The sequence below is a fragment of the Chryseobacterium sp. T20 genome (assembly GCF_047345655.1).
Taxonomy (GTDB): Bacteria; Bacteroidota; Bacteroidia; order Flavobacteriales; family Weeksellaceae; genus Chryseobacterium.
This window is the reverse complement of record NZ_JBLFDU010000001.1, coordinates 643,378-667,608: the sequence shown is the minus strand read 5'-3', so window position 1 is coordinate 667,608 and position 24,231 is coordinate 643,378. Positions and strand designations below refer to the sequence as shown.

Sequence of the window (24,231 nt, the reverse complement as noted above, 5' to 3'; positions counted from 1 at the left end):
TGTCTGCGTGTCATTGCGAGCCGAAGGCGATGCAATCTCTTAAAACATTTCCTCAATCTGCTGCATGAGTTTCTTAATCGAGTAGGGTTTCGTAACGTAAGCGTCAGCTCCCATTTCCAATCCTTTTTCAATATCTCTGGGATTGTTTTTGGCGCTCAGAAAGATGACTTTGGTGTCTTTCAGTTTTTCGTCCTGTTTAATGAGATCCAGCGTGCTGTACCCATCAAGATTCGGCATCATAATATCAAGAAGGATCACGTCTGGAACCATCGTTTTCAGGAATTCAAGGACTTCCGTTCCGTCACGGGCAATATAAACGTCATAGCCGTTTTTCTTAAAGCTGTATTCTAATGACATTAATATTTTGTGTTCGTCATCCGCAATGATTATCTTTCTCATAAGAAGGTTTTAATGGTGTTCAACTTCATTTATAATCTCTTTTTTAGTTTTTTCGGGAATGCTTATGGTGAAAGTGACGCCCAATCCGCTGTTTTCGGCTTTTATACTTCCACCGTGTGCCTGTACTATTTTTTTGGAAATGGCCAGTCCCAGTCCGCTTCCCGTAGGCTTTAATATGTTTTGATTTTTCGATTGATAAAATTTATCGAAAATCATTTCCAGATCCTCTTCCGGAATATGTTTTCCGGTGTTGAAAATGGTAATTACCAACTCTTGGTCTTTTTCAAATAATTTAGTTTGGATGGTTCCCTGTTCTTCTGTGAATTTTAAGGCGTTTCCCCAGATATTCTGAAACAGCTGAATCATTCTCGCTTCATCATATTCAAATATAAACTGATTCAGGAGATTAACTTCACTCAAATGAATATTTTTCTGCTGTATCAGATGAAGGAGAGGATTTAAGGCTTTTTTATACGTTTCAATAATGTTATTTTCCTGAATGTGTAAAGAGATTTCGCCATGCTGTAATTTGTCCAGATAAAGAATATCATTGATGATTTCACTCAATCTGTCAGATTCTGTAACGATATTGTTTAAAAATTCCTGTTTGATATCAAAAGGAATATCATCATCATCGGCTAAAATTTCTCCGGCAGAGCGAATAGCAGTAATGGGAGTTCTCAGTTCGTGGGCAACAGAGTCCAGGAAGTCGTCTTTTTGACGGTCTTTGATGATCAGACTTTCGTTAGCTGTTCTTAGGTCATCTGAGAGTTTTTGTAATTCTTCAGACTGTTCAGTAAGTTTTTTATTTAAGCTGATATTTTCTTTTGATTCTTCCAGGATATTCAAAACCTCTTTTAAAGATATTTTATCTTCTTTGGTCACGCCTTCAATCAAAATTTTTGCTGAAGCGGTTCCAATTCTTCCAGCCAAAAGATTCTCCGAAAATTTGATAAATCTAGAATCCGCAGTTTCAGTTTTTGAATCAATATTATATTTTAAATTAAAAATTCTTAAGGCCTGTTCTGTTTTATTTTTGCCTAAAAAACGTTCCAGAATATTCTGAATGTCCGAGATATAAGCTGTTCCACGCCAGATGAAAGCATTTTCGTGATTCTGAATGTATTTGTCTATGTCTACGTACAGTTCGGCAAAGTTTCTCTCGCGGTAATTTCCTTTTGAACTCACGGAAACAATAGTGAACAGGCTTGTATTGACCAGCATCGACCAGAAAAAGATCTGAGGAATTCTACCCAAATAAGGAATGGTAAAAAAGCCAAAAGCATCATACATTTCCCTGATAATTCCTTTAAACTCCTGGTTATAAGAAAAATAATATTGTGGAATAATCAATCCGAAATAACAGATCACTAATCCGGCTAAAAGTCCTGTGACAGCCCCTTTGTAGCTTCCTCTTCTCCAGAATAAAGCTCCGAAAAATGCAGGCGCAAGCTGTGCGATCACGACAAATGAAATTAATCCTACGGAATCCAGCGAGGTTTTCAGAATAAAATATTTATAAAAGGCAAAAGCCATGATGATCAGAGCAAAAATGCTGAATTTTCGAATGTTGGTGATGCTTCTCGTGTTTTTTTCTTCGCTTTCAGACTTTAATTTTCCCAGCAATCCGTATGGAATGATCAAGTTGTTGGAAAGCATGATAGATAAAGTAATGGCAGAGATAATAATCATGGAAATACAAGAGCTTAATCCTCCAAGAAAAACAAGCACAGTGATCAATGTATTGTCAAAATGCTGTGGAATGAGAATAGAGTAGAACTCAGGGTTTACTTTCTGTCCGTCAAAAATCAACCTTCCTCCCCATGCAATCGGGAAGATAAATATGGTAAAGATTAAAAGGTAAAGCGGAAAAAACCAAATGGCTGTTCTGATGTGCTTTTCCTGTCTGTTCTCAACAATTGCAGTGTGAAATTGTCTCGGAAGAATGCAGATCGCTGTTGCAGAAATCATACACAGAACCATCCAGTTCATAGCGCCTTCAATTCCGTTGAATGTATTTTTTTCTTTAAAATCTTCAAATTTGCTGGCCTTCTCATAAATATCAGAGAATCCGTCAAAAGCATAATAAATTACAAAAAGCCCAAGAATAATAATAAAGAATAGTTTTAAAAAGCTTTCCAGAGCAATGGCAGAGATAATTCCCAGACGTTTTTCCGAAGCATCAACGTATCTTGTTCCATAATAAGAAGAAAATAAAGCAATTAAAACCACTACAAAAGTCGCATTATCTGTCAGAATATCTTTAGACATCGGAGTTTCTGTTACCAGGTGAAAGGTTTCAGAAATAGCTTTGATCTGCAGTCCGATATAAGGAACTATGGCCAGAAGACAGACCACAGTGATAATGGCACTCAGACTTCTGCTGTTGCCATATCTCAAAGAAATGAAATCGGCAAGACTGCTTATTTTATTGACTCTTGAAATTCTTACAATCCGGGTATTGATGTAGATCCACGCCGGAATAATCATAATAGGACCAATATAAATCGGAAGATAGTTTAGCCCGCTTGTAGCTGCCACCCCAATGCTTCCATAATAGGTCCACGCAGTACAATATACAGCAAGAGACAAAGCATAAATGTAAGGATTGTTGATCCAGATTTTACTCCTTTTCTTCTCTGCCAGATAGGCAACTAAGAAAAGAAGGGCAAGATAAAACAGAACAACAAAAAATAATGCGAAACTACTCATCATGCCTTTTTACAATTACAAAAGAAATCACAATGGAGATCATCCAGACTGCGAACAGATAGATCAGGATCATAGGATAGCCCAAGACTTCCCTGTCACTGTTGAAAAGCAATGAAATAGGAATACTGAAAGCAATCATAAGCCCTACGCTCAGTATGATAAGTTTTTGTTCGTGTCTTTTTTTCATAAATGATTTTTGATAAAAGATAATTGATGAATCACAGCATTCATCAATTATCTCTATTACTTTTAAATTTTATCGTCAGAATATTCTCCTTTTAAAGCATAATAACCGAAAATGGCCATTCCGCCTGAGATAATAGGCATCAGTACAAAAAGAATGATGATGCCAAAAACAAGATCTTCCTGTTTCCCGGAAGCGATTTTGGGGATTCCTAATACCGTAATTCCAAAATAGCCTACAATCACCGCAATAGCGATCCAGAGAATACCTAATATTTTTTTTAGTCCGTTCATTTTAGTTGTTTTAAAATTAATAAAAATTTGAGTGATTCAGTGCCTAATCGTGAAGATTATTGTTCTTATTTTTAAGATAAAATAATCCGATCACTAAACATACTGTAGCGACTCCAATTGGGTACCAAAGTCCTTCCAGATACCATGTTGCATGTCCTGCCTCTTTTCCTGTGGTGACCAGATAAGTTGCCACTGCTGGAAGAAGTCCTCCAAATACCCCGTTTCCGATGTGATAAGGTAATGACATTGAAGTGTATCGGATTCTCACAGGGAACATTTCTACAAGGAAAGCAGCAATAGGCCCGTATACCATAGTCACAAATATTACCTGAATGAACACAAGGAAGATAAGATACCATTTGGTGTCATCACTTAATTTTAAGCTTTGAGAAACTTTGGCCTCCTCAGCTTTTCCGTCTTTCATGGCAACTCCTGCAGGCGACCAGTGAACAACACTGTCTTTTTTGATTAAAGTTCCATCGGTATAAAGAGTTTCTTTATGAAAAGTAACTAAACTGTCTGTTGCAATATCGTTGTGGATTTTTGCCGTTCTTTTTTCCGTAATCCCCTTGGCTGCAACCGTTTTATTTTCAAGGTTGACACTCTTGAACATGCTGTCGTAAATAGGTCTATAGGCTAAAATAGCAACCAGCATTCCTGTCATCATCACTGCTTTTCGCCCGATTTTATCAGATAGCCATCCGAAAAATACAAAGAAAGGTGTTCCTAAGAATAAAGCGGTGGCCATCAATGAATCTACCTGTGCAGATTCTACATTCATTACCTTTTGAAGGAAACTCATCGCATAAAACTGACCTGTATACCAGATTACCCCTTGTCCCATCGCAGCTCCGAATAAAGCAAGCAAAACAAACTTGAAATTGTATTTATTTCCAAAACTTTCTTTCAAAGGATTTTTAGATGTTTTACCTTCACTTTTGGCTTTGGCAAAAAGAGGAGATTCTTTCATGTTCTTTCTGATGATGTAAGAGACAGCTACCATTAGAATAGAGATCCAGAACGGAACTCTCCATCCCCAGGTATCAAATTCTTCTGCAGAAAGCGTAGTCTTCGTGATGAGAATAACAATTAATGAAATGAAAAGTCCGGCTGTGGCGGTCGTCTGAATCCATGAAGTCCAGTATCCGCGGCGATGAGGTTGGGCATATTCTGCTACATAAGTGGCAGCGCCGCCATATTCACCACCTAAAGCAAGTCCCTGAAGTAATCTTAAAATTAAAACCAAAACCGGAGCCATAAAGCCAATAGTTTCATAACTTGGAATACATCCGATCAGGAACGTAGAAAATCCCATGATCAGTAAAGTAACAAGGAAAGTGTATTTTCTTCCGATAATATCTCCCAGTCTCCCGAAAAATAGTGCCCCGAAAGGTCTTACCACAAATCCGGCAGCAAAAGTAGCCAGAGTAGATAAAAAGGCTGCAGTCGGATTATCAGCAGGGAAAAATTTGGTAGCTAAAACAACGGCCAAACTTCCAAAAATGTAGAAGTCATACCATTCTATTAATGTTCCGAGGGATGAGGCAGTAATTACGCTCCAGATGGTGCGGTTTTTCTGCCTGTCGGTCATATTTTCGTAGGTTTCGTGATGATTTTCACTCATATTGATTAGTTTTTGATGTTAATGGAATAGGATTAATTTGAAATTGTTTTAAACCATTAAGGGCTTTTAAGGGGGTAAGAATAATTGAGATTATAGCTAAAGCTATTTTATTTTGCGGTATGCTTTATCCACCTTTGATGAAGCTTAACGTATCTTAATTTCTTTACTCTATCTTAATGGTTTAAATTTTACAAGTAGATTTGAAACTGCACAATAAATTCTCCTTTTGAGGTTGGACTTTCCGTAGGATTCGTATAAACCGGTCTTGTTGAATATTGTGTGGTTATTTTTGCGTGATGCCCGTCTATGAACCAATTGGCGCCTACATCAAATTGTGATGAAGATTTATCGAAAGCCTCAAAACTTTTGCGGGTATAAGCTGCAAAAGGCTGTATTCTGATTTTCGGTTTTTCTGCCTGACTTGGTAATAGTAAACCAGCCTGTGCATAGATAATATTACCTGTTCCAATGGTCGGTTGTAGATTTCCTGGTCCTGCAATGGCTTTATTGCCTATGAAATTAGGATCAGATGCTCCAATATTCATCGTTCCCAGATTTCTTACATAGTTCGGTCCGAAATTGTAATTATAATATCCGGCATACGCAGAAACGGCCATTTTGTTTTTTGCTTCTCCCAAAGGAATATCTGCAAAAGCATCGACTGCAAAAAGGGTAATGTCATGTTTTTCAATGTTTGAGTTCACGGAAGTTCTTGTTCCGTCAGCCTGATGATAAAAACCTGCACCTACATTGAATACTTTTTTTGTTCCAAGGTAAGATCCCACTTTAAAAGGAAGTGTGTTGGATTCTTCATCAAGAAATTGATATTCAACATATCCTGCTTTTGAGAAACTTGGATTTCCGTTGTTGTCTACCGCTACAGCTTTCGAAGGATCTGTTACATTCACAGGAACGAGGTCTGTGGCAAAGGGTTTATTTAAGCTGAAACGATACTCCAATTTTCCGTATTTTCCTTTAGCAAACATTCCTAGCTGTCTTGCAAACTGGTCTGAGTTGTCAATCAATGGCCATGAGAAAACGGGAGAGTCCAATGTGAGGAAATTAAGCGTAGAAGCCATAGTCATACGGGAAAGTCCCATGTAATAATGAAGTCCGGCTCCTAAAGTTAAACTGAATTTTCCTGCTTCTCCAGGTAAAATAACTGCGTATTCATTCCAGGCATCATGAAAAAACAACTGTGTTTTCTTTCCGTTTCCATAACCTCCTGTTCCTGAAGTTCCTGAAGCACCACCGTTAATGAATGTCTGATTGTTGATTCCGAAATGAAGGAGGATCATATATCTTTTAGAAATTTGAGCATACGTTAAAGCACGTAATCTTCTGTTTCCCAGGCTCCATGAATTGTCAGTAGGTTCACCTCCAACCATAGTTCCCGGGTTCATGGAAGTGTTTCTTAACCAAAACTGATCCCATAAAATAAATCTGACAAATTTATCTCCATTTGGGTTGAGGTTAATTTTTAAGCCATTGCCATAATCAGGAGAGCCTTGTGAATATAAGGAACTGCTGATTAAGGCTAATCCAATGAATGTAAGTAATTTCTTCATAAATTATCAATTTTTGGCGTTGTTTTTTGTGAATGCCAAATTGTAATTAATAATTTATTTATGAAAATTTAATATATATTAGTGGTAATAGTATAGTTAATGTTTGTGAGACTTTGAGTTTTGGGGTGAAGGATTCGGGTTTCGGGATTCGGGTTTTTGTGATTCGGGATTCGATATTTTAAAATTATAATTTTTAATAGTTTGATATACAGTATTTTGTGAGGATATTTTCACCTCGATTTTTAAGCCTCATAACCCGCAATCTCTTCATGGCTGCATCATATAACTTGCATCTCGCATCCCAAAACCCGCACCTCGAAACCCGCACTACTTCTTAAATCTTTCCCACTTAATCAGCATATATTTATCCGCAAATTGAGTGATGATAATTCCGGAATTTTTAATATTCTCTTCCTGTGCAATGTATTCTATAAGTTCACTTTGTTTCAGGATTTTATAGACAGGATGGAATTCAGAATGAGGAGGTCTTGTGATATTGTATTTTTTAATCCATGCGCTTATCGTAACATGGGAAACTCCGATAATTCTTTCGATTTCACGGTAACTTAAACCTTCCAGATAAAGCTGAAGAGCTTTGGTGACATAGTAATCATCAATTTGTTTTCCCAATTTTTTAACGGTAAAATAATAGTTGCAGTCTTTGCAGTGGAAGCGCTGTTTCTCATTAATGATGCCGCTTTTTACTACTTTGATACTCTTGCATTTAGGACAGGTGTTTTCCATAACTATATTATTTTAGCAAATATATAATAAATTAGCAAATGTATATTTTTCAATAAAGATAATTTTACCTGCTTAAAATTTTAAAACAAAAAAAATATCTTTTTTATTTGGATTTAAAAGAAAATATATTTTAAATTTGCCAAAAAAATTAGATAAATAAATGGAAATAGAAATTTCCTCATGCGAACATCTAATGTATGTGAGTGAAATACAGCAGGAAATGTACGATTCTGCACAGCGTAGAGGGACGGGTATCGCAAAACGTTCTATAGAATATTTGAGTAAGAAGATTTCAGAAGGCAATGCTGTGGTAGCCACTGAAAACGGTGAGTGGGTAGGTTTCTGTTATATAGAGACCTGGTCACATGGGAAGTTTGTGGCCAATTCGGGGCTGATTGTGTCACCGAAATTCAGGAACGGGGGAGTCGCTACTCAGATTAAGCAGAAAGTTTTCCAATTATCTAGAGATAAATATCCGGATGCGAAAGTATTCGGTTTGACAACAGGTTTGGCAGTGATGAAAATCAATAGTGATCTAGGGTATAAACCGGTCATTTATTCTGAACTGACTCAGGATGAGGAATTCTGGAACGGTTGCAAAAACTGCGTGAACTATGAGATTTTAATGATGAAGGAACGAAAAAACTGTCTGTGTACAGCCATGTTATTTGTTCCTGAAAATGATAAAAAAAAAGATGAGGTAGTAGATAATCTACCTGAAAGTAAATATTTTGAAATGAGTCAGACTGATTTTGAGTATTCTGCTCAGAATTCGATTGATGAGTTCCATTTGACAATTAATAAAAATAAAAAGAGTCCAGATGAAAAAGAAAGTCATCTTAGCGTTTAGCGGAGGTTTAGATACTTCCTACTGTGCTAAATATCTTAGTGAAACACTAGGATATGAGGTGTATGCAGTCACTGTAAATACCGGAGGTTTTTCAAAAGAAGAAGAAAAAGAATTGGAAAGAAAAGCTTTAAACCTTGGAGTGAAAGAGTACAGGTGTGTAGACGCTCAGGAAGACTATTATAATTCATGTGTGAAATATTTGATTTTCGGGAATGTACTGAAAAACAATACCTATCCTCTTTCTGTAAGTGCTGAGCGTACCATTCAGGCACAGGAAATTGCAAAATATGCGATTGAAGTACAGGCAGATGCTATTGCTCACGGAAGCACAGGAGCAGGAAACGATCAGGTTCGTTTCGATTTGATTTTTCAGGTGATGTGCCCGAATATTGAAATCATTACGCCGATCCGTGATATGGCTTTATCCCGTGAAGAAGAAATTGAGTTTTTGAAAGAACATGGTTATGAAATGGAATTCCAAAAAGCGCAATATTCTGTCAATAAAGGACTTTGGGGAACTTCAGTAGGAGGGAAAGAAACACTGACGTCAAGAAATTATCTTCCTGAAGAAGCCTTTCCATCTCAAATCAAAGAAACCCAACCTGCAGAATTGGAGATCGAGTTTAAAAACGGAGAAGTGGTAGCTGTAAATGGAGAAAGCTTTGAGCATTCGGTGTACGCTATTCAAAAAATAGAAGAATTGGCTTCGGCATATGGAATTGGTCGTGATATTCACGTAGGAGATACCATTGTTGGGATTAAAGGACGAGTAGGATTTGAAGCGGCAGCAGCATCGGTGATCATTAAAGCGCATCATTTATTAGAAAAGCATACGCTTTCAAAATATCAGCAAATGATGAAGTCTCAGTTATCCGACTGGTATGGAAACTGGCTTCACGAAGCACTTTTCTTAGATCCTGTCATGAGAAATATTGAGTCATTCTTAGTGGATTCTCAGAAAACAGTGAGCGGAAAAGTATTTGTTACGCTTCACCCATACAGATTTATTTTGAATGGAATTGAATCTGATCATGATCTGATGTCTGATAAATTCGGAAGTTATGGAGAAGCGAACAGAGCGTGGACGGGTGATGATGTGAAAGGATACACAAAGATTGTAAGCAATTCTTTAAATATATACCACCAGATTAACCAAAATATCAACTAGTTCCGAAGGGACGATGTAATGAAAGGCAGCACAAATGCTGTCATAATCAAAATGAAGAAAACAGTAGGAATTATTGGTGCCAACGGTTATACAGGAAGTGAGCTAATACGCTTACTGGCTTTTCATCCCCATGTGACATTGAGTTTTTTATATAGTCGTTCGAATTCGGGAACAAGAATTTCAGATCTGTACCCGGATTTAACGACGGTTTGTGAAATGGTTTTGACGGACAAACCTGAAGACGTAGATATTCTTTTTCTGTGTCTTCCGCATAAAGAAAGTCAAAATTGGTTAACTCAAAACCCAGTTAAAGATGAAACGCTGGTTATAGATCTTGGAAACGACTTCCGTTTGGAAGGAAATTTCGGAAACAGAGATTTTATCTACGGATTACCGGAAATCAATAAAAAACAACTGACAGGGGCAAAAAGTATTGCGAATCCGGGATGTTTTGCTACGGCTATTCAATTGGCATTGTTGCCATTGGCAGAAAAAGGAGTGTTAAATGAAGTTTTTACTACAGGGATTACAGGTTCTACAGGAGCTGGACAGTCTTTGCAGGCAACCACTCATTTTACCTGGAGAAATGATAATGTTTCAGCTTATAAAACCTTAACTCATCAGCATGTCGATGAGATTTTGCAACAGCTGATTTCATTTAATAATAAAGAAGTAAACCTGAATTTTGTTCCATGGAGAGGAGATTTTGCAAGAGGGATTTTTACAAGTTCCACCATGAAGACGGACTTGACGCTGGAGGAAATAGAACAATGGTATCAGGATTTTTATGCGGAGGAGCCTTTTGTTACGGTAAGTAGCAGGGCAGTTGATTTAAAGCAGGTTGTCAATACCAATCGCTGTGTGATTCAAATCGAAAAGAGTGGAAATGTTGTCGTTATTCACTCAGCGATTGACAATTTGTTAAAAGGTGCTTCAGGACAGGCCGTTCAAAATATGAATCTGGCCATGAACTGGGAAGAAAATGCAGGATTGAACCTTAAACCGATAGCATTTTAATTATTAATAAGGTAGAAGGTGGTAGATGATAGGTTGCAGTAGAATGAAGAATAACTTTAGATCTGTAGGCTTTCAACCATTAACTAACAACTAGCAACAAAAAAATGAATTTATTCAACGTATATCCATTATTCAACATAAATCCGGTAAAAGCTCAGGGATCATTTCTTTGGGATGATAAAGGAGAACAATATCTTGATTTTTACGGAGGTCATGCTGTGATTTCTATCGGGCACAATCACCCACATTATCAGAACAAACTGAAAGATCAGCTGGGAAAAATTTCTTTCTATTCCAACTCTGTTCAGAATGAATTGCAGACTGAACTGGCGGAAAAATTAGGAAAGCTTTCAGGATATGAAGATTATAACCTTTTCTTATGTAATTCTGGAGCGGAAGCGAATGAAAATGCATTGAAACTGGCTTCTTTTCATAACGGAAAAAGCAAAGTACTTTATTTCTCTGGTTCATTCCACGGCAGAACTTCTGCAGCGGTTTCTGTAACAGATAATCCAAAGATTGTGGCTCCGGTTAACTTTTCAGAAAGATTTATCAAATCAGAATGGAATGATGTACAGCAACTTGAAGAAACCTTTGAAAAATTTGGAAATGAAATTTCATCCGTGATCATCGAAGGGATTCAGGGAGTAGGAGGAATTATGATTCCAATGCCGGAATTTTTATCTAAAATCAAAGAATTGTGTGAAAAATATGAAGCTGTTCTTATTTTGGATGAAGTGCAGTCCGGATACGGAAGAAGCGGATATTTCTTTGCTCATCAGGAATTTGGTGTAGAAGCTGATATCATCACTACTGCTAAAGGAATGGGGAACGGATTTCCTGTGGGCGGAGTTTTAATCCATCCTAAATTCCAGGCAAGCAATGGTTTGCTGGGAACTACATTTGGAGGAAATCATCTGGCTTGTGCGGCTTCTATTGCCGTTCTGGATGTTATGAAAGATGAAAATCTTCTTGAAAATGCTCAACAGATGGGTGAGTATATTGAAAATGAAATTAAAGATTTACCACATATTAAATCCATCCGAAGGAAAGGATTGATGATCGGAATAGAACTCGATAGAGACTGTTCGGAAGTAAGGAAAGAATTACTGTTCGATCATCATATTTTCACAGGAAACTCTAATGATAAAACAGTATTGAGGATTCTTCCGGCACTGAATATCAAAAAAGAGGAAACGGATCTTTTCATCAATGCTCTGAAAGCAGTGCTTGGGAAAATTTAAACCACAAAAGTCACAAAAGAATTTAAACACTTAAGTGATTTTAAGAAAATGCTAAGCGCTTAAGAAGTACATCTAAGTTTTTGAAAATCTTTTGATTTTCTTCTTATGTGAACTTATACATTTTCAAAATAATAAACTTATAAAACTTAAGTGTTCTAAAGTATTTTAATAAAAACTTTTGTGCCTTTTGTGGTTAGATCAACAATCAATGTGTAAACACAATCTTTAAAATCAATTCAAAATGAAAAAATTTACCTCTGTAAGTGATGTAGAAAACTTACAGGAAATCATAAAAAAAGCTTTACAGATAAAAGCAGATCCCCTTACCGAAACACAAAAAGGAAAGGGAAAAACAATCGGACTTGTATTTTTAAATTCAAGTTTGAGAACCCGTCTGAGCAGTCAGATTGCAGCTCAAAATTTAGGATTAAATGTATTGACATTAAATGCTGCTCAGGAAGCCTGGAATCTTGAGTTTGCAGATGGAGCGGTAATGAATGGTGATACTGTAGAGCATATTAAAGACGCGATTGAAGTGTTAAACCAATATTGCGACATCATTGCAGTGCGTTGTTTTGCAGGAATGAAGAGCAAAGAAGATGACGTGAATGAAAGCATCTTAAGCCAGTTTGAAAAACATGCAAAAGTTCCTGTTATTTCATTGGAATCTGCAACCCGTCATCCGCTGCAAAGCTTAGCAGACTGTATCACGATTACAGAAAACTGGAAAAAAGACCATAAACCCAAAGTGGTATTGACCTGGGCACCGCATATCAAACCTATTGCTCATGCTGTTGGAAACTCTTTTGCAGAATGGATGCAGGAAATGGATGTGGAATTGGTAATTGCCAATCCCGAAGGGTATGATTTAGATAAAAACTTCACAAAAGATGTGACAGTACTCCATGATCAGGATGAAGCGTTGAAAGATGCAGATTTTGTTTATGTAAAAAACTGGTCTTCTTTTGATGATTATGCAGCAATGCCTGAAGTAAAAGGCGACTGGATGCTTACCAACGAAAAATTAGCCAATACCAATGAAGCAAAAGTGATGCACTGTCTTCCGGTTCGCCGTAATGTGGAATTGAGCGATGAAGTGATGGATGGAGATCATTCTATCATTTATCAGCAGGCTAAAAACCGAATTTTCTCGGCACAAGCTGTATTCAGTGAAATTTTAGATGAATTAAAAGCTTAAAATCATCCTTGTCAAGGTTCAAAACCTTGACAAGGATAAAAAAGGATCCCAAAAAGTTGACAAATGAAAGAAAAGTTATACATCATAAAAATTGGTGGAGCTTTAATTGATGATGAGGAATTATTAAACCAATTCTTAGAACAGTTTTCTGAAATTAATGAAAAGAAAATTCTTGTTCATGGCGGTGGAAAACTGGCAACAACGCTGGCGGATAAACTGGGCATTGAGCAGAAAATGATCAACGGAAGGAGGATTACGGATAAAGAGACATTGGATATTGTAACGATGGTATATGCGGGAGGAATCAATAAAAATATCGTTGAAAAGCTGCAGCAGAAAAAATGCAATGCCATAGGATTCTCCGGAGCAGATGGAAATCTGATTAAAGCTAAAAAAAGAGAACATCCGGAAATCGACTTTGGGTTTGTTGGGGATATCAATAAGAAAAGTGTGAACAGAAAACTGGTTTCAAAACTCATCAAGCTAGGTCTTATTCCTGTGTTTTCGGCAATTACCCACGATAGAAAAGGAAATCTTTTCAATACCAATGCGGATACCATTGCTTCGGTGATGGCACAGGCTCTTTCAGAGAAATATGAAGTTGAATTGTTGTATTGTTTTGATAAAGAAGGAGTCTTAGAAGATGTCAATGATCCTGAATCAGTCATTAAAAGTGTAACTGAGGAAGATTTCACCACATTAAAAGAAGAAGGAAAACTTCACAAAGGGATTTTACCCAAACTTGAAAATGCTCTGGGAGCCATAAAAAATAATGTAGACAAAGTGTTTCTGATCAAAGAAACAGAATTGAAAAACCATATAGAAAATCATCATGCAGGAACTGAAATCTGTTTATAATAAAGAAGAGCTATTGAATAATGCGGTCGGATTGCTTAAAAATTTGATTGAGATTCCTTCATTCAGTAAAGATGAATTTAATACATCGGTAGAAATTGAGAATTTTTTCAAAAAACACCAGATTCCTACCAAACGTTTTAAAAATAATATCTGGGCGGTAAACAAGCATTTTGATGTTTTTAAGTCTTCCATTTTACTGAATACACACCATGATACCGTAAAGCCTAACAAAGCGTATACGCTGGATCCGTTTGTTCCTATTGAAAAAGATGGAAAATTATTTGGATTGGGAAGTAATGATGCCGGAGCTTCTTTGGTTTCTATGGCACAGGTTTTTTTACATTTTTATGATAAAGAAGATTTAAAATATAATTTAGTTATTGCTTTGACGGCAGAGGAGGAGATCTCAGGATTTGATGGGATAGAAGCTCTGTTTCCGCAGCTACCCAACGTAGAACTCGCCATTGTAGGAGAACCCACGCAGATGAATCTGGCGATTGCAGAAAAAGGACTTCTTGTGATTGATGGAGAAATGAAAGGTACTCCTTCTCATGCCGCTCATCCTAATGACGATAACTCGATTGTAAAATGTATGCAGGATCTGCAGAATATTTTAGATTTTAAATTTCCAAAGGTTTCAGAATATCTGGGAGAAGTTAAGGTTACTTTATCCGGAATTCATGCAGGAGTACAGCATAATGTCGTTCCGGAATCTTGTAACTTCACGTTGGATGTAAGAGTAACGGATGAATATTCTAATCAGGAAGCGTTTGATATCATCCAGTCTCAGATGAAATCTACTTTAACGGCAAGATCGTTCAGGTTGAATTCCTCCAAAATCGAACTGGATCATCCGTTTGTAAAAGCAGGAGTTGAAATCGGAAGGACAACTTACGGTTCACCAACCTCTTCAGATCAGGCGATTATTCCATGTACATCGGTGAAAATGGGACCTGGAGACAGTAGGCGCTCTCACACTGCAGATGAATTTATCTATATCCATGAAATAGAGGAAGGAATAGAAATTTACATCAGAATTTTAGAAAAAGTGTTATAAAAATGGAAGATGGGTGTAGGAAGAGGGAAGTTATTAGCTTCTTGCCTCCAGCCTCAGGCTTCCAGCTCAATATATGTTTTGACTCCGCCCGGCAGGCACTAGAAGTTTAGTTTTTAATAAGATTTATGCAAAAAGAAAATTAGAAATGAAGGCTTTACATAAGGAAATGTTTTTTTATAGTTAATAGTAATAATAAGGATTGCCTTGCTGGGCTTGTCAAAACCCATCAGTATTTTAAATCAGAGAATATGAAAAAAATATGGCAGAAGGATGACCTTGCCACCAATATATTAGTCAATAACTTTACAGTGGGTAAAGACCTTGACTTTGATGAACGTTTAGCGAAATATGACGTAAAAGGTTCTATGGCCCATTGCAAAATGCTGGCAGAAACCGGAATTATCACTCAGGAAGAATCAGAACAGATGTTATCTGTTTTGAATAGTATTTTAAATAAAATTGAAGAAGGTAGTTTTGAAATTGATAAAGATGCTGAGGATATCCATTCTCAGGTAGAAGCCATTCTTATTGAAGAATTAGGCGATACAGGAAAGAAAATCCATACGGCAAGATCACGAAATGATCAGGTTTTACTGGATATAAAATTGTACTTATTGGATGAAATCCGTGAAATTACAGCGCTTACAGATGAGTTTTTTCAGATTTTAATTCAACTGGCAGATCAGCATAAAAACGTTCTGCTCCCGGGATATACCCATTTGCAGATTGCGATGCCTTCATCATTCGGATTGTGGTTTGGGGCTTATGCAGAAGCGCTTTTGGATGATGTTGAAATGTTGTTTTCAGTAAAGAATATCATTAATAAAAACCCGCTGGGATCAGCAGCCGGTTATGGTTCGTCTTTCCCGATCAATCGTGAAAGTACCACTTATAATCTAGGCTTTCAGTCGATGAATTATAATTCTGTGTATGCTCAGATGACCCGTGGAAAATCGGAAAAAATGTTATCAATGGCAATGGCGACTTTAGCCGGAACGCTTGGAAAGTTTGCTTATGATGTATGTTTGTATCTAAGCCAGAATTTTGACTTTATTAGCTTTCCAAAAGAATTTACTACAGGAAGCAGCATTATGCCTCATAAAAAGAATCCGGATATCTTTGAGTTGGTTCGTGCACGTTGCAACAGAATTCAGTCACTTCCCAACGAATTAATTCTTTTGACAAACAATCTGCCTTCCGGTTATCACAGAGATGTACAGTTGACGAAAGAGATACTTTTCCCGGCAATAGATTCTTTAAAGGAATGTCTGGAAATCTTAAGTTATACTTTACCGAATATTAAGGTAAAAGACGGAATCCTGGAAGATGAAAAGTATAAATATCTTTTCAGTGTAGAAAAGATCAATGAAGAAGTGAAAAACGGAAGTTCATTCCGTGATGCTTATGTAAAAGTAGGTCAGGAGATCGAAAACAATGAGTTTGAATTTGAACCTGGAAATCTTGAACATACCCACCAGGGAAGTATCGGCAATCTTTGTCTGGATAAAATAGAATATCAGTTCAATAAGCTGAAAAATAAATTATTGGGTTAGAATCTAAGCCATTAAGGTCATTAAAAACTTAGGCAAAAATCAGTGGAAATTCTAAAATTATTTTAGCCTGCTGTCTTTTCGTTGTGAAAGCCTTAATCTTAAATCTTATCTGCTTAAGTGATCTTAATGGCTGGATTGTAATTCCGCTCTTTGACTTTGATGATTGATCTTTAAAATGACTATGGTTGGAAATTGAGATTAAATCTGCTGCATAAAATTTTATAGGAGATAAAATCTTTGCGCCTTAAAGCATAAAGTTTATAAATTTCTTTTGCGTCTTTGCGTTTTCTAACAAAATAAGAGATTATAAAAATCGAAAAATGTTGGTATACGCAAAGGCGCAAGGAATTGTATGATAAATATTACTTTTAAGATGCAAGAAAATCCAAAGATTTTCAGCAAGTGAAATAGGAATAAATAATGAGTTTAAAATAGAAGGGATTATTCCAGATCAATTTTGAACTTGGTAGATTTTTTCACCTCGTGAAGTACAATAGAACTGTGATATTGTCCGATGTTGGGAAGATTTGAAATCACACTCACCGCAAACTCATTATAGGAATTGATGTCTTTCGCGATAATTTTCAGCATATAATCATATTCCCCGGAAAGGCTGGTGATTTCCTGAACTTCATCGTACTTGGAAATGTTGTCCTCAAAGGTTTCCAATACTTTTTTGGATTGTTCCTTAAGACGGACATTGCAATAAACGATGATATTCAGACCCAGTTTTTCACGGTTTAAAAGACCTACGTATTTTTCAATGATGCCCTGTTTCTCCAATTGCTTGATTCGCTCATACGTAGGAGTAAAGGTAAGACCTATCTTTTCGGAAATTTCCTTAACCGATAATGTAGAGTCTTCCTGAATAATACTGAGAATCATTTTGTCTTTTAAATCCATAAATAAAGTTGTGTGCTAACAAAAATATTAATTTTAAATGAGAATAAGGAAAGACTGAAGTTTTTAATTTATTTTAAACATAATTTTTGTAGGTTCATAAAATTGTTGTATCTTTGCACCTAATGAATAAAAAAGCATTTATATCATTAGATTTACCGGGCGAAAGCGCCCTTTACGATATTTATTGTTATTAAGCGAAGATAGTTGTCTTCGCTTTTTTTATGCCCAAAAATTAGAATTATGTTTACGATTACAGAACTAAGCACAGAGAGAATCAACAGTATACTAACAGAAGCACTGGCTTTTGCAAATGGTAAAACTGCTAAAATTGAAGGAGAAGTTTTTTGCTCAAACCTTTTCTTCGAAGACAGTACAAGAACGAAAACAAGTTTCGATCTTGCGGAAAGAAAACTGGGACTTCAGGTAGTTCCTTTTGATGCATCACACAGTTCGGTAAACAAAGGTGAGAGTCTTTATGACACTGTAAAGACGATTGAAAGTATAGGAGTGAACCTTGTAGTGATCCGTGATAAGAAAGACAGATACTTCGAGGAACTGAAAAATATTAAGATTCCGGTAATCAACGGAGGAGACGGTACAGGAAACCACCCTTCACAGTGTATGCTGGATCTGATGACCATCTATCAGGAATTTGGAAAGTTTGAAGGACTGAAAGTGGGAATTGTAGGAGATGTAAAACACAGCCGTGTTGCCAATTCAAATGCAGAAGCATTAAGAAGATTGGGAGCTAAAGTATATTTCTCAGGACCAGAACAATGGTTTGACGAAGGAGCTTTGATCAACGGAACATATATGTCAGTGGATGAACTGATCGCTGAAGTTGATGTTTTAATGCTGCTAAGAATCCAGCACGAGAGGCACGATGCAGCAATGAGCTTCACTGCTTCAGAATACCATAAAAGATATGGTCTGACGAAAGAAAGAGAGAAGGCCATGAAAAAAGAAGCAATCGTCATGCACCCGGCTCCGATCAACAGAGGAGTGGAAATAGATTCAGATCTTGTAGAATGTGAAAGATCAAGAGTCTTTAAACAAATGGAAAACGGTGTTTTCGCCAGAATGGCCATTTTAAAAGAAGCGTTGGAAAGTAAAGGATATACCTTTAAATAAGAACCAAGGTAAAAGGGCCAAGGTAAAAGTAAGAAGTAAGAAGTTAAAGAGCTCCAGAGGAGCGACCTGCTAATAGCAATGGGTGAAGCCCATAGAAATAAAAAGGATTTAAATAATCCAAGCCCTGTAAGGGCGACCTGTTAATGATATATAAATAATAAGAGATAAAAGTTTAAAATGAAGAAAAAATTAATACTGGAGTCCGGTGAAGTGTTTCATGGAGAAGGTTTCGGAGCAGAATTGGAAACTGCAGGGGAAGTAGTTTTCAATACCGGAATGACAGGGTATCAGGAATTGATCTCTGACCCATCATACTGCGGTCAGATAGTTTGTATGACCTATCCGCTTATCGGAAATTATGGTATTAACCGTGATGATTATGAAAGTATCGAGCCGGCAATTAAAGGGCTTATCGTAAAAGAACTTTGCGATCTTCCTTCCAACTTCCGTACTCAGATTACTTTAGATGAATTATTTAAAAAGAAAAACCTTTCAGGAATTTCAGGAATCGACACCAGAAGACTGACAAGAGTTCTTCGTAACTATGGAGTAGTAAAAGGAAAAATTGTAAATGCTGATGCTGACGAAACTGCTGTAGCTTCTGAGTTGAAGACAACAAATTTCCCAACCAATCAGGTAGAGGAGGTTTCTACAAAAACTCCTTACGCTAACCCGAACAGAGGTTTCAAAGTAGTCTTAGTAGACTTCGGTGCAAAATTGGGAATTATCAGAGAGCTATCTCAAAGAAACTGTGACATCATTGTGGTTTCTCAGGATACTACAGCAGAAGAAATTCTACTAATGAATCCGGATGGAATTATGTTGTCAAACGGTCCTGGTGACCCGGAAGATGTACCGCACGCGTTGGATATGATCAGAGGACTATTAGGAAAAGTTCCAATCTTCGGAATCTGTCTAGGACACCAATTGATCGGTCTTGCTTGTGGAGCGAAAACTTTCAAACTGAAATTCGGACACAGAGGAGGAAACCACCCGGTATTGGATCTGGAGAAAAATACAGTAGCCATTACTTCTCAGAACCATGGATATGCAGTTGATCAGGAAAGTTTAAAAGGAACAGACCTTATCGAAACACATATTGCCTTGAACGACAGAACAAACGAAGGATTAAAACACAAAATCCACCCTTGTTTCTCAGTTCAGTATCACCCTGAAGCGAGCCCTGGTCCTGAAGATGCAAACTACCTGTTTGACGAGTTCATTCAAATGATGGAGGACTTTAAAAAGTAAGACACTCCAATTGTCATTCTGAAAGAAGCGGAAGCGGAATGAAGAATCTCAACAATAATAAGTTAGATTCCTACGGAATGACAAAGTGTGTTAATTCAATTTAAATAAAGCATAATGCTGGAAGTTTAAGTTCAAACTTTTAGTATCTAAAAAAAGAAAAATGGCAAAACGTACAGATATAAAAACAATTTTAGTAATCGGTTCAGGACCTATCATCATCGGTCAGGCAGCTGAATTTGATTACGCAGGAACGCAGGCTTGTCTGTCTTTGAAAGAAGAAGGCTACAAAGTAATTTTGATCAACTCAAACCCTGCAACGATCATGACAGATGTGGAAATCGCTGATAAAGTATATATCGAGCCGATTTCATTACAGTTTGTAAGCCACATCATCAGAAAAGAACGTCCGGATGCATTATTACCAACATTAGGAGGTCAGACAGGTCTTAATATGGCGGTAGAATTGGAGAAGTCGGGAATTCTTGAAGAGTGCAAAGTGGAAGTATTGGGAACAAAACTTTCTGCCATCAACAGAGCAGAAGACAGAGATCTTTTCCGTGAGTTGATGAGAGAGTTGAACGAGCCGGTACCGGAATCTGATATTGTTAATACGGTAGAAGGAGCACTTGCTTTCGCAAATGAAATCGGGTATCCTGTAATTGTTCGTCCTGCCTTTACAATGGGTGGTACCGGAGGTGGTATCGCCTCTACAGAAGTTGAATTGAAAGAGATTGCTGAATTGGGACTGAAACACAGCCCGGTTACTCAGTGTCTTATTGAAAAATCAATTGCAGGTTTCAAAGAAATTGAATACGAAGTAATGCGTGATGCAAACGACAACGCCATTGTGGTTTGTAACATGGAAAATATTGACCCGGTAGGAGTTCACACAGGAGACTCTATCGTAGTAGCCCCTTCTCAGACCCTTTCAGACAGAGAGTATCAGTTACTGAGAAATGCTTCCCTGAAAATCATCAGAGCATTAGGAATTGAAGGTGGATGTAACGTACAGTTAGCTTTAGATCCGCATTCATTCGAATATTATATCATCGAGGTAAACCCTAGAGTTTCCCGTTCATCAGCGTTAGCAAGTAAGGCAACAGGATATCCGATTGCAAAAATTGCTGCAAAAATTGCTGTAGGATTAACGCTGGATGAAATCATGAACCCGGTAACAGGAAAAACATACGCATGTTTCGAGCCGGCTCTTGACTATGTGGTAACGAAATTCCCAAGATTCCCATTCGATAAATTCGAAACGGCAGACAGAAGACTTTCTACTCAGATGAAAGCAACTGGTGAAGTAATGGCGATCGGAAGAAACCTTGAAGAATCTTTACAGAAAGCAATCCGTTCATTAGAAACAGGAATCAAGCATTTAGGATTAAAAACAAAGCAGGCTCAGGCACTTACTGCTGAAGAAATCGAAAGAAGAATCAGAGTGTGTGATGACGAGAGATTATTCATCATCGGAGATGCTTTAAGAAGAGGTTACGACTGGGAGCAGATTGTAGAATGGAGTAAAATCGACAAGTTCTTTATCTGGAAACTGAAAAAATTAGTTGACTTCGAAAAAGTAATCGCTGACAACAAATTTGATAAAGAAACACTAATTGAAGCTAAGAGATTAGGTTTTGCAGACATCAATATCGCTGTTCTTTGGGATGTAAAAGAGCGTGAGGTTTTCAACTTCAGAAAAGAAAACAGAATCATGCCGGTTTACAAAATGGTAGACACTTGTGCTGCTGAATTTGAAAGCGAAACGCCTTATTTCTACGGAACTTACGAAGAAGAAAACGAAAGTGTTGTTTCGGACAAAGAAAAAATCATCGTACTAGGTTCAGGACCTATCAGAATCGGACAAGGTGTTGAGTTTGACTACGCAACCGTTCACTCCGTATGGGCGATCAAAGAAATGGGTTACGAAGCGATTATCATCAACAACAACCCTGAAACAGTTTCTACAGACTTCTCTATCTCTGATAAACTATACTTCGAGCCGCTTACAGAAGAAGATGTAATGAACATCATCGAGCTTGAAAAACCAAAAGGAGTAGTGGTACAGTTCGGAGGACAGACTGCGATTAACCTTGCTGATAAATTAGCCGCTCACGGAGTACAGATCTTAGGAACTTCATTAGAAGATCTAGACAGAGCTGAAAACAGAGATAAATTCGAAAAAGCACTTCAGGAGCTTGGTATTCCTCAGCCAAAAGGAAGAACTTCAACTTCGAAAGAAGAAGCTATAGAAATCGCTAACGAAATCGGATATCCGGTATTGGTACGTCCAAGCTACGTTCTTGGAGGTAGAGCGATGGAAATTGTATACGCAGAAGCAGAATTGGCTCACTACATGGAAAATGCAGTAGAAGCAAGCCCTGAGCACCCAGTATTGGTAGACAAATACATGGTAGGAAAGGAGATTGAAGTAGATGCCATCTGTGACGGTGAAACCGTAGTGATTCCAGGAATTATGGAGCACATCGAAAGAGCAGGAGTTCACTCCGGAGACTCAATCGCAGTATATCCGCCACAAAATATCTCTCAGAGCGAGATTGATACTTTAGTAGACTATACGAAGAGACTGGCAAAAGGATTAAACGTTATCGGATTAATGAACATCCAGTACGTTCTTTTCGAAGGAAATGTATATGTAATCGAAGTAAACCCTCGTTCTTCAAGAACAGTTCCTTTCTTATCTAAAATCACAGAAGTTCCAATGGCTAACCTTGCAACAAAGGCAATCTTAGGACAAAAACTGAAAGATTTAGGTTACGAAAACGGATTGGTTCCAAACAAAGAAGGAGTATTTGTAAAAGTACCGGTATTCTCTTTCTCTAAACTAACGAAAGTGGATATCTCTTTAGGCCCGGAAATGAAGTCTACAGGAGAAGTTATGGGGAAAGATACAACCCTTGAAAAAGCACTTTACAAAGGGTTAGTAGCAGCGGGAAGAAAAGTTCCTATGCACGGATCTATCCTGTTCACGGTAGCAGATAAGCATAAAGATGAGGCAGCAGCCCTTGCCGCAAGATTCCATGAAGTAGGATTCAGAATCTGGGCTACAGAAGGTACTGCGAAGTTCTTTGAAGAAAAAGGAATCCCTTGCAAAATAGGATACAAAATCGGAGAAGAAAGTGTAAATCTTATCGACCTGATTCAGAAAGGAAAAGTTCAGTATGTTGTAAACACTACTACAAAAGGTAAGCAGGCAGAAAGAGACGGATTCCAGATCAGAAGAATGAGTGTGGAAAACGGTGTTCCTTGTTTAACTTCAATGGATACAGTAGAAGCAATCCTAAAAGTAATCGAAAGCATGAGCTTCAAAATGGAGACGATGTAATTTCGAACTAGAATAAATATGTTAAACCTCATAGATTTTTGAAATCTATGAGGTTTTTTGCTTTTAAACAGGAGTCTTTCATTATTTTTATTTGATAAATTTGTCCTTATAGAAATTAACAACCCATGAAGAATGGATAAAAAAGCAATTAAAATCTTACTTAACACCATAAAAACTTCCCAGAACGAAAGTGTAAGGGATTGGTTTTATTGGGAAACCTATATGCAGTATATCTCTGAAGATGACTTTGAGTATGCAAAGAAGCAGTCTGTAATGTATGATCAGGAAGAGATAAGTCATGATGAAATTTGCAGAAGAATTAAAAGTGCTGTGGCTGGTATTGAAAAACAGAACGTTGTTGATGCTTTTGTGTACAGTTTAAGCACAAGACAACTAGAATACCGCTCATTTTTATCCAGCTATTGCATTGCAGAAAGTCTGGAAGAACATAGCTTTACTCCAAGTCCGGAACCTAATGAAGGCATCTGTGCGATATGTGGACTTCATACTTATGAGTTTGAAGATCCTATCGAATTCAATACCATCAATTATTTCAAATATAAAGATGGATGCTGTTTTGATAGTTTAATCCAGGTTTTATTTGATCTGGAACAATTTCCAAAACTACCAGCCGTTAAACCCAACGAAAATGACTACAGGATTCTCAATGAACTGAAAGAAATCATTGAAACATCAGAACCCATCGACAGAATTTCTCAACTTAAAAAGAGAATCTCAAAAACAGTAAAATCAAATGATGGAGAACGGGTAGGACTCCTGGAGATTCTTGGGGTCATCGGAATTTTACATGACGATATCCATTTGACATATGCTGATCAATATATTACTTATCCCGAAAGAGAGCATAGACCTATCAGGAATGATGAGGTTGGTTATCCCGCAAGATGGTGGCAAGGAAAATTTGGAATTGATGATAAGAAGTGGGAGTATTGGTTTGGAAGCAATTAAGTGATTTTTTGTCATATTATTCGACGTTTAAAAGCAATTTTTCAATACAAAAAACAGGGTTAAAATGAATTCAGGAGCGTTTTTATCGGATTAGCTTAAAAATACATGATGTTTACCGAATTATTTATAAATTAGAGCGTTAAAATTCAAGCTGTTATTATTATT

Annotated in this window: 20 protein-coding genes; 12 read left to right on the top strand and 8 right to left on the bottom strand. The window is 37.2% G+C overall.

Going from position 1 to position 24,231, the window contains the following annotated elements; genetic code table 11:
* Positions 1–39: 39 nt before the first annotated feature.
* The 7 genes from ACMA47_RS03040 to ACMA47_RS03010 all read right to left on the bottom strand — a co-directional run bounded on the left by ACMA47_RS03040 (position 40) and on the right by ACMA47_RS03010 (position 7,524).
* The gene (locus ACMA47_RS03040; protein WP_047431895.1) at positions 40–399 is read right to left on the bottom strand and encodes a response regulator transcription factor; all 360 of its coding nucleotides are present in this window, start codon (positions 397–399) and stop codon (positions 40–42) included.
* A 9-nt stretch (positions 400–408) separates the two neighbouring features.
* Entirely contained in the window at positions 409–3,111 is a 2,703-nt protein-coding gene (locus ACMA47_RS03035) for an ATP-binding protein (protein WP_413928971.1), read from the bottom strand.
* A complete protein-coding gene (locus ACMA47_RS03030; protein WP_413928627.1) occupies positions 3,104–3,298 on the bottom strand; it encodes a hypothetical protein in 195 nt (64 codons plus the stop codon). The genes ACMA47_RS03035 and ACMA47_RS03030 overlap by 8 nt, the downstream gene beginning before the upstream one ends.
* A gap of 62 nt (positions 3,299–3,360) precedes the next feature.
* Positions 3,361–3,588, bottom strand: a complete 228-nt coding sequence (locus ACMA47_RS03025) for a DUF6814 family protein (RefSeq protein WP_034696261.1) — start codon at positions 3,586–3,588, stop codon at positions 3,361–3,363.
* Between the two features lie 43 nt (positions 3,589–3,631).
* Positions 3,632–5,212: an MFS transporter gene (locus tag ACMA47_RS03020; protein ID WP_413928626.1), complete on the bottom strand. Its 1,581-nt coding sequence runs from the start codon at positions 5,210–5,212 to the stop codon at positions 3,632–3,634.
* Between the two features lie 188 nt (positions 5,213–5,400).
* Entirely contained in the window at positions 5,401–6,780 is a 1,380-nt protein-coding gene (locus tag ACMA47_RS03015; RefSeq protein WP_413928625.1) for a porin, read from the bottom strand.
* 327 nt (positions 6,781–7,107) lie between these two features.
* Positions 7,108–7,524 (bottom strand): helix-turn-helix domain-containing protein, encoded by a 417-nt coding sequence (locus tag ACMA47_RS03010; RefSeq protein ID WP_413928624.1) that lies wholly within the window; start codon positions 7,522–7,524, stop codon positions 7,108–7,110.
* Positions 7,525–7,684: 160 nt separating this feature from the next.
* Between ACMA47_RS03010 and ACMA47_RS03005 the strand changes: the two genes are divergently transcribed.
* The 8 genes from ACMA47_RS03005 to argH all read left to right on the top strand — a co-directional run bounded on the left by ACMA47_RS03005 (position 7,685) and on the right by argH (position 16,469).
* Entirely contained in the window at positions 7,685–8,374 is a 690-nt protein-coding gene (locus ACMA47_RS03005) for a GNAT family N-acetyltransferase (protein WP_413928623.1), read from the top strand.
* Complete coding sequence (gene argG, locus ACMA47_RS03000; protein WP_413928622.1) at positions 8,346–9,542, top strand: argininosuccinate synthase; 1,197 nt, start codon at positions 8,346–8,348, stop codon at positions 9,540–9,542. The genes ACMA47_RS03005 and argG overlap by 29 nt, the downstream gene beginning before the upstream one ends.
* 51 nt (positions 9,543–9,593) lie before the next feature.
* On the top strand, positions 9,594–10,559 hold the full coding sequence (argC, locus tag ACMA47_RS02995; protein WP_413928621.1) for an N-acetyl-gamma-glutamyl-phosphate reductase: 966 nt from the start codon (positions 9,594–9,596) through the stop codon (positions 10,557–10,559).
* A 104-nt stretch (positions 10,560–10,663) separates the two neighbouring features.
* Positions 10,664–11,803, top strand: coding sequence for an aspartate aminotransferase family protein (locus tag ACMA47_RS02990; RefSeq protein ID WP_413928620.1), 1,140 nt, complete (start codon positions 10,664–10,666; stop codon positions 11,801–11,803).
* 241 nt (positions 11,804–12,044) lie between these two features.
* Complete coding sequence (locus tag ACMA47_RS02985) at positions 12,045–13,001, top strand: N-acetylornithine carbamoyltransferase (RefSeq protein WP_413928619.1); 957 nt, start codon at positions 12,045–12,047, stop codon at positions 12,999–13,001.
* Positions 13,002–13,064: 63 nt separating this feature from the next.
* Positions 13,065–13,859 carry an acetylglutamate kinase gene (argB, locus tag ACMA47_RS02980; RefSeq protein ID WP_413928618.1) on the top strand — a complete coding sequence of 265 codons (795 nt, stop codon included), beginning with the start codon at positions 13,065–13,067 and terminating at the stop codon, positions 13,857–13,859.
* Positions 13,834–14,916 carry a M20 family metallo-hydrolase gene (locus ACMA47_RS02975; protein ID WP_413928617.1) on the top strand — a complete coding sequence of 361 codons (1,083 nt, stop codon included), beginning with the start codon at positions 13,834–13,836 and terminating at the stop codon, positions 14,914–14,916. The genes argB and ACMA47_RS02975 overlap by 26 nt, the downstream gene beginning before the upstream one ends.
* A 248-nt stretch (positions 14,917–15,164) precedes the next feature.
* Positions 15,165–16,469: an argininosuccinate lyase gene (gene argH / locus ACMA47_RS02970; RefSeq protein WP_413928616.1), complete on the top strand. Its 1,305-nt coding sequence runs from the start codon at positions 15,165–15,167 to the stop codon at positions 16,467–16,469.
* Positions 16,470–16,910: 441 nt separating this feature from the next.
* On the opposite strand, the gene ACMA47_RS02965 is transcribed toward argH, so the two are convergent.
* The gene (locus ACMA47_RS02965; RefSeq protein ID WP_034696246.1) at positions 16,911–17,372 is read right to left on the bottom strand and encodes an Lrp/AsnC family transcriptional regulator; all 462 of its coding nucleotides are present in this window, start codon (positions 17,370–17,372) and stop codon (positions 16,911–16,913) included.
* 240 nt (positions 17,373–17,612) lie between these two features.
* On the opposite strand from ACMA47_RS02965, the gene ACMA47_RS02960 reads away from it, so the two are divergent.
* From ACMA47_RS02960 to ACMA47_RS02945, 4 genes are all read left to right on the top strand, one after another.
* Complete coding sequence (locus tag ACMA47_RS02960; RefSeq protein ID WP_034696245.1) at positions 17,613–18,503, top strand: aspartate carbamoyltransferase catalytic subunit; 891 nt, start codon at positions 17,613–17,615, stop codon at positions 18,501–18,503.
* A 177-nt stretch (positions 18,504–18,680) separates the two neighbouring features.
* The gene (locus ACMA47_RS02955; protein ID WP_413928615.1) at positions 18,681–19,754 is read left to right on the top strand and encodes a carbamoyl phosphate synthase small subunit; all 1,074 of its coding nucleotides are present in this window, start codon (positions 18,681–18,683) and stop codon (positions 19,752–19,754) included.
* A 160-nt stretch (positions 19,755–19,914) separates the two neighbouring features.
* Positions 19,915–23,097 (top strand): carbamoyl-phosphate synthase large subunit, encoded by a 3,183-nt coding sequence (gene carB / locus ACMA47_RS02950; protein ID WP_413928614.1) that lies wholly within the window; start codon positions 19,915–19,917, stop codon positions 23,095–23,097.
* Between the two features lie 132 nt (positions 23,098–23,229).
* Positions 23,230–24,066: a hypothetical protein gene (locus tag ACMA47_RS02945; RefSeq protein WP_413928613.1), complete on the top strand. Its 837-nt coding sequence runs from the start codon at positions 23,230–23,232 to the stop codon at positions 24,064–24,066.
* Positions 24,067–24,231 lie beyond the last annotated feature (165 nt).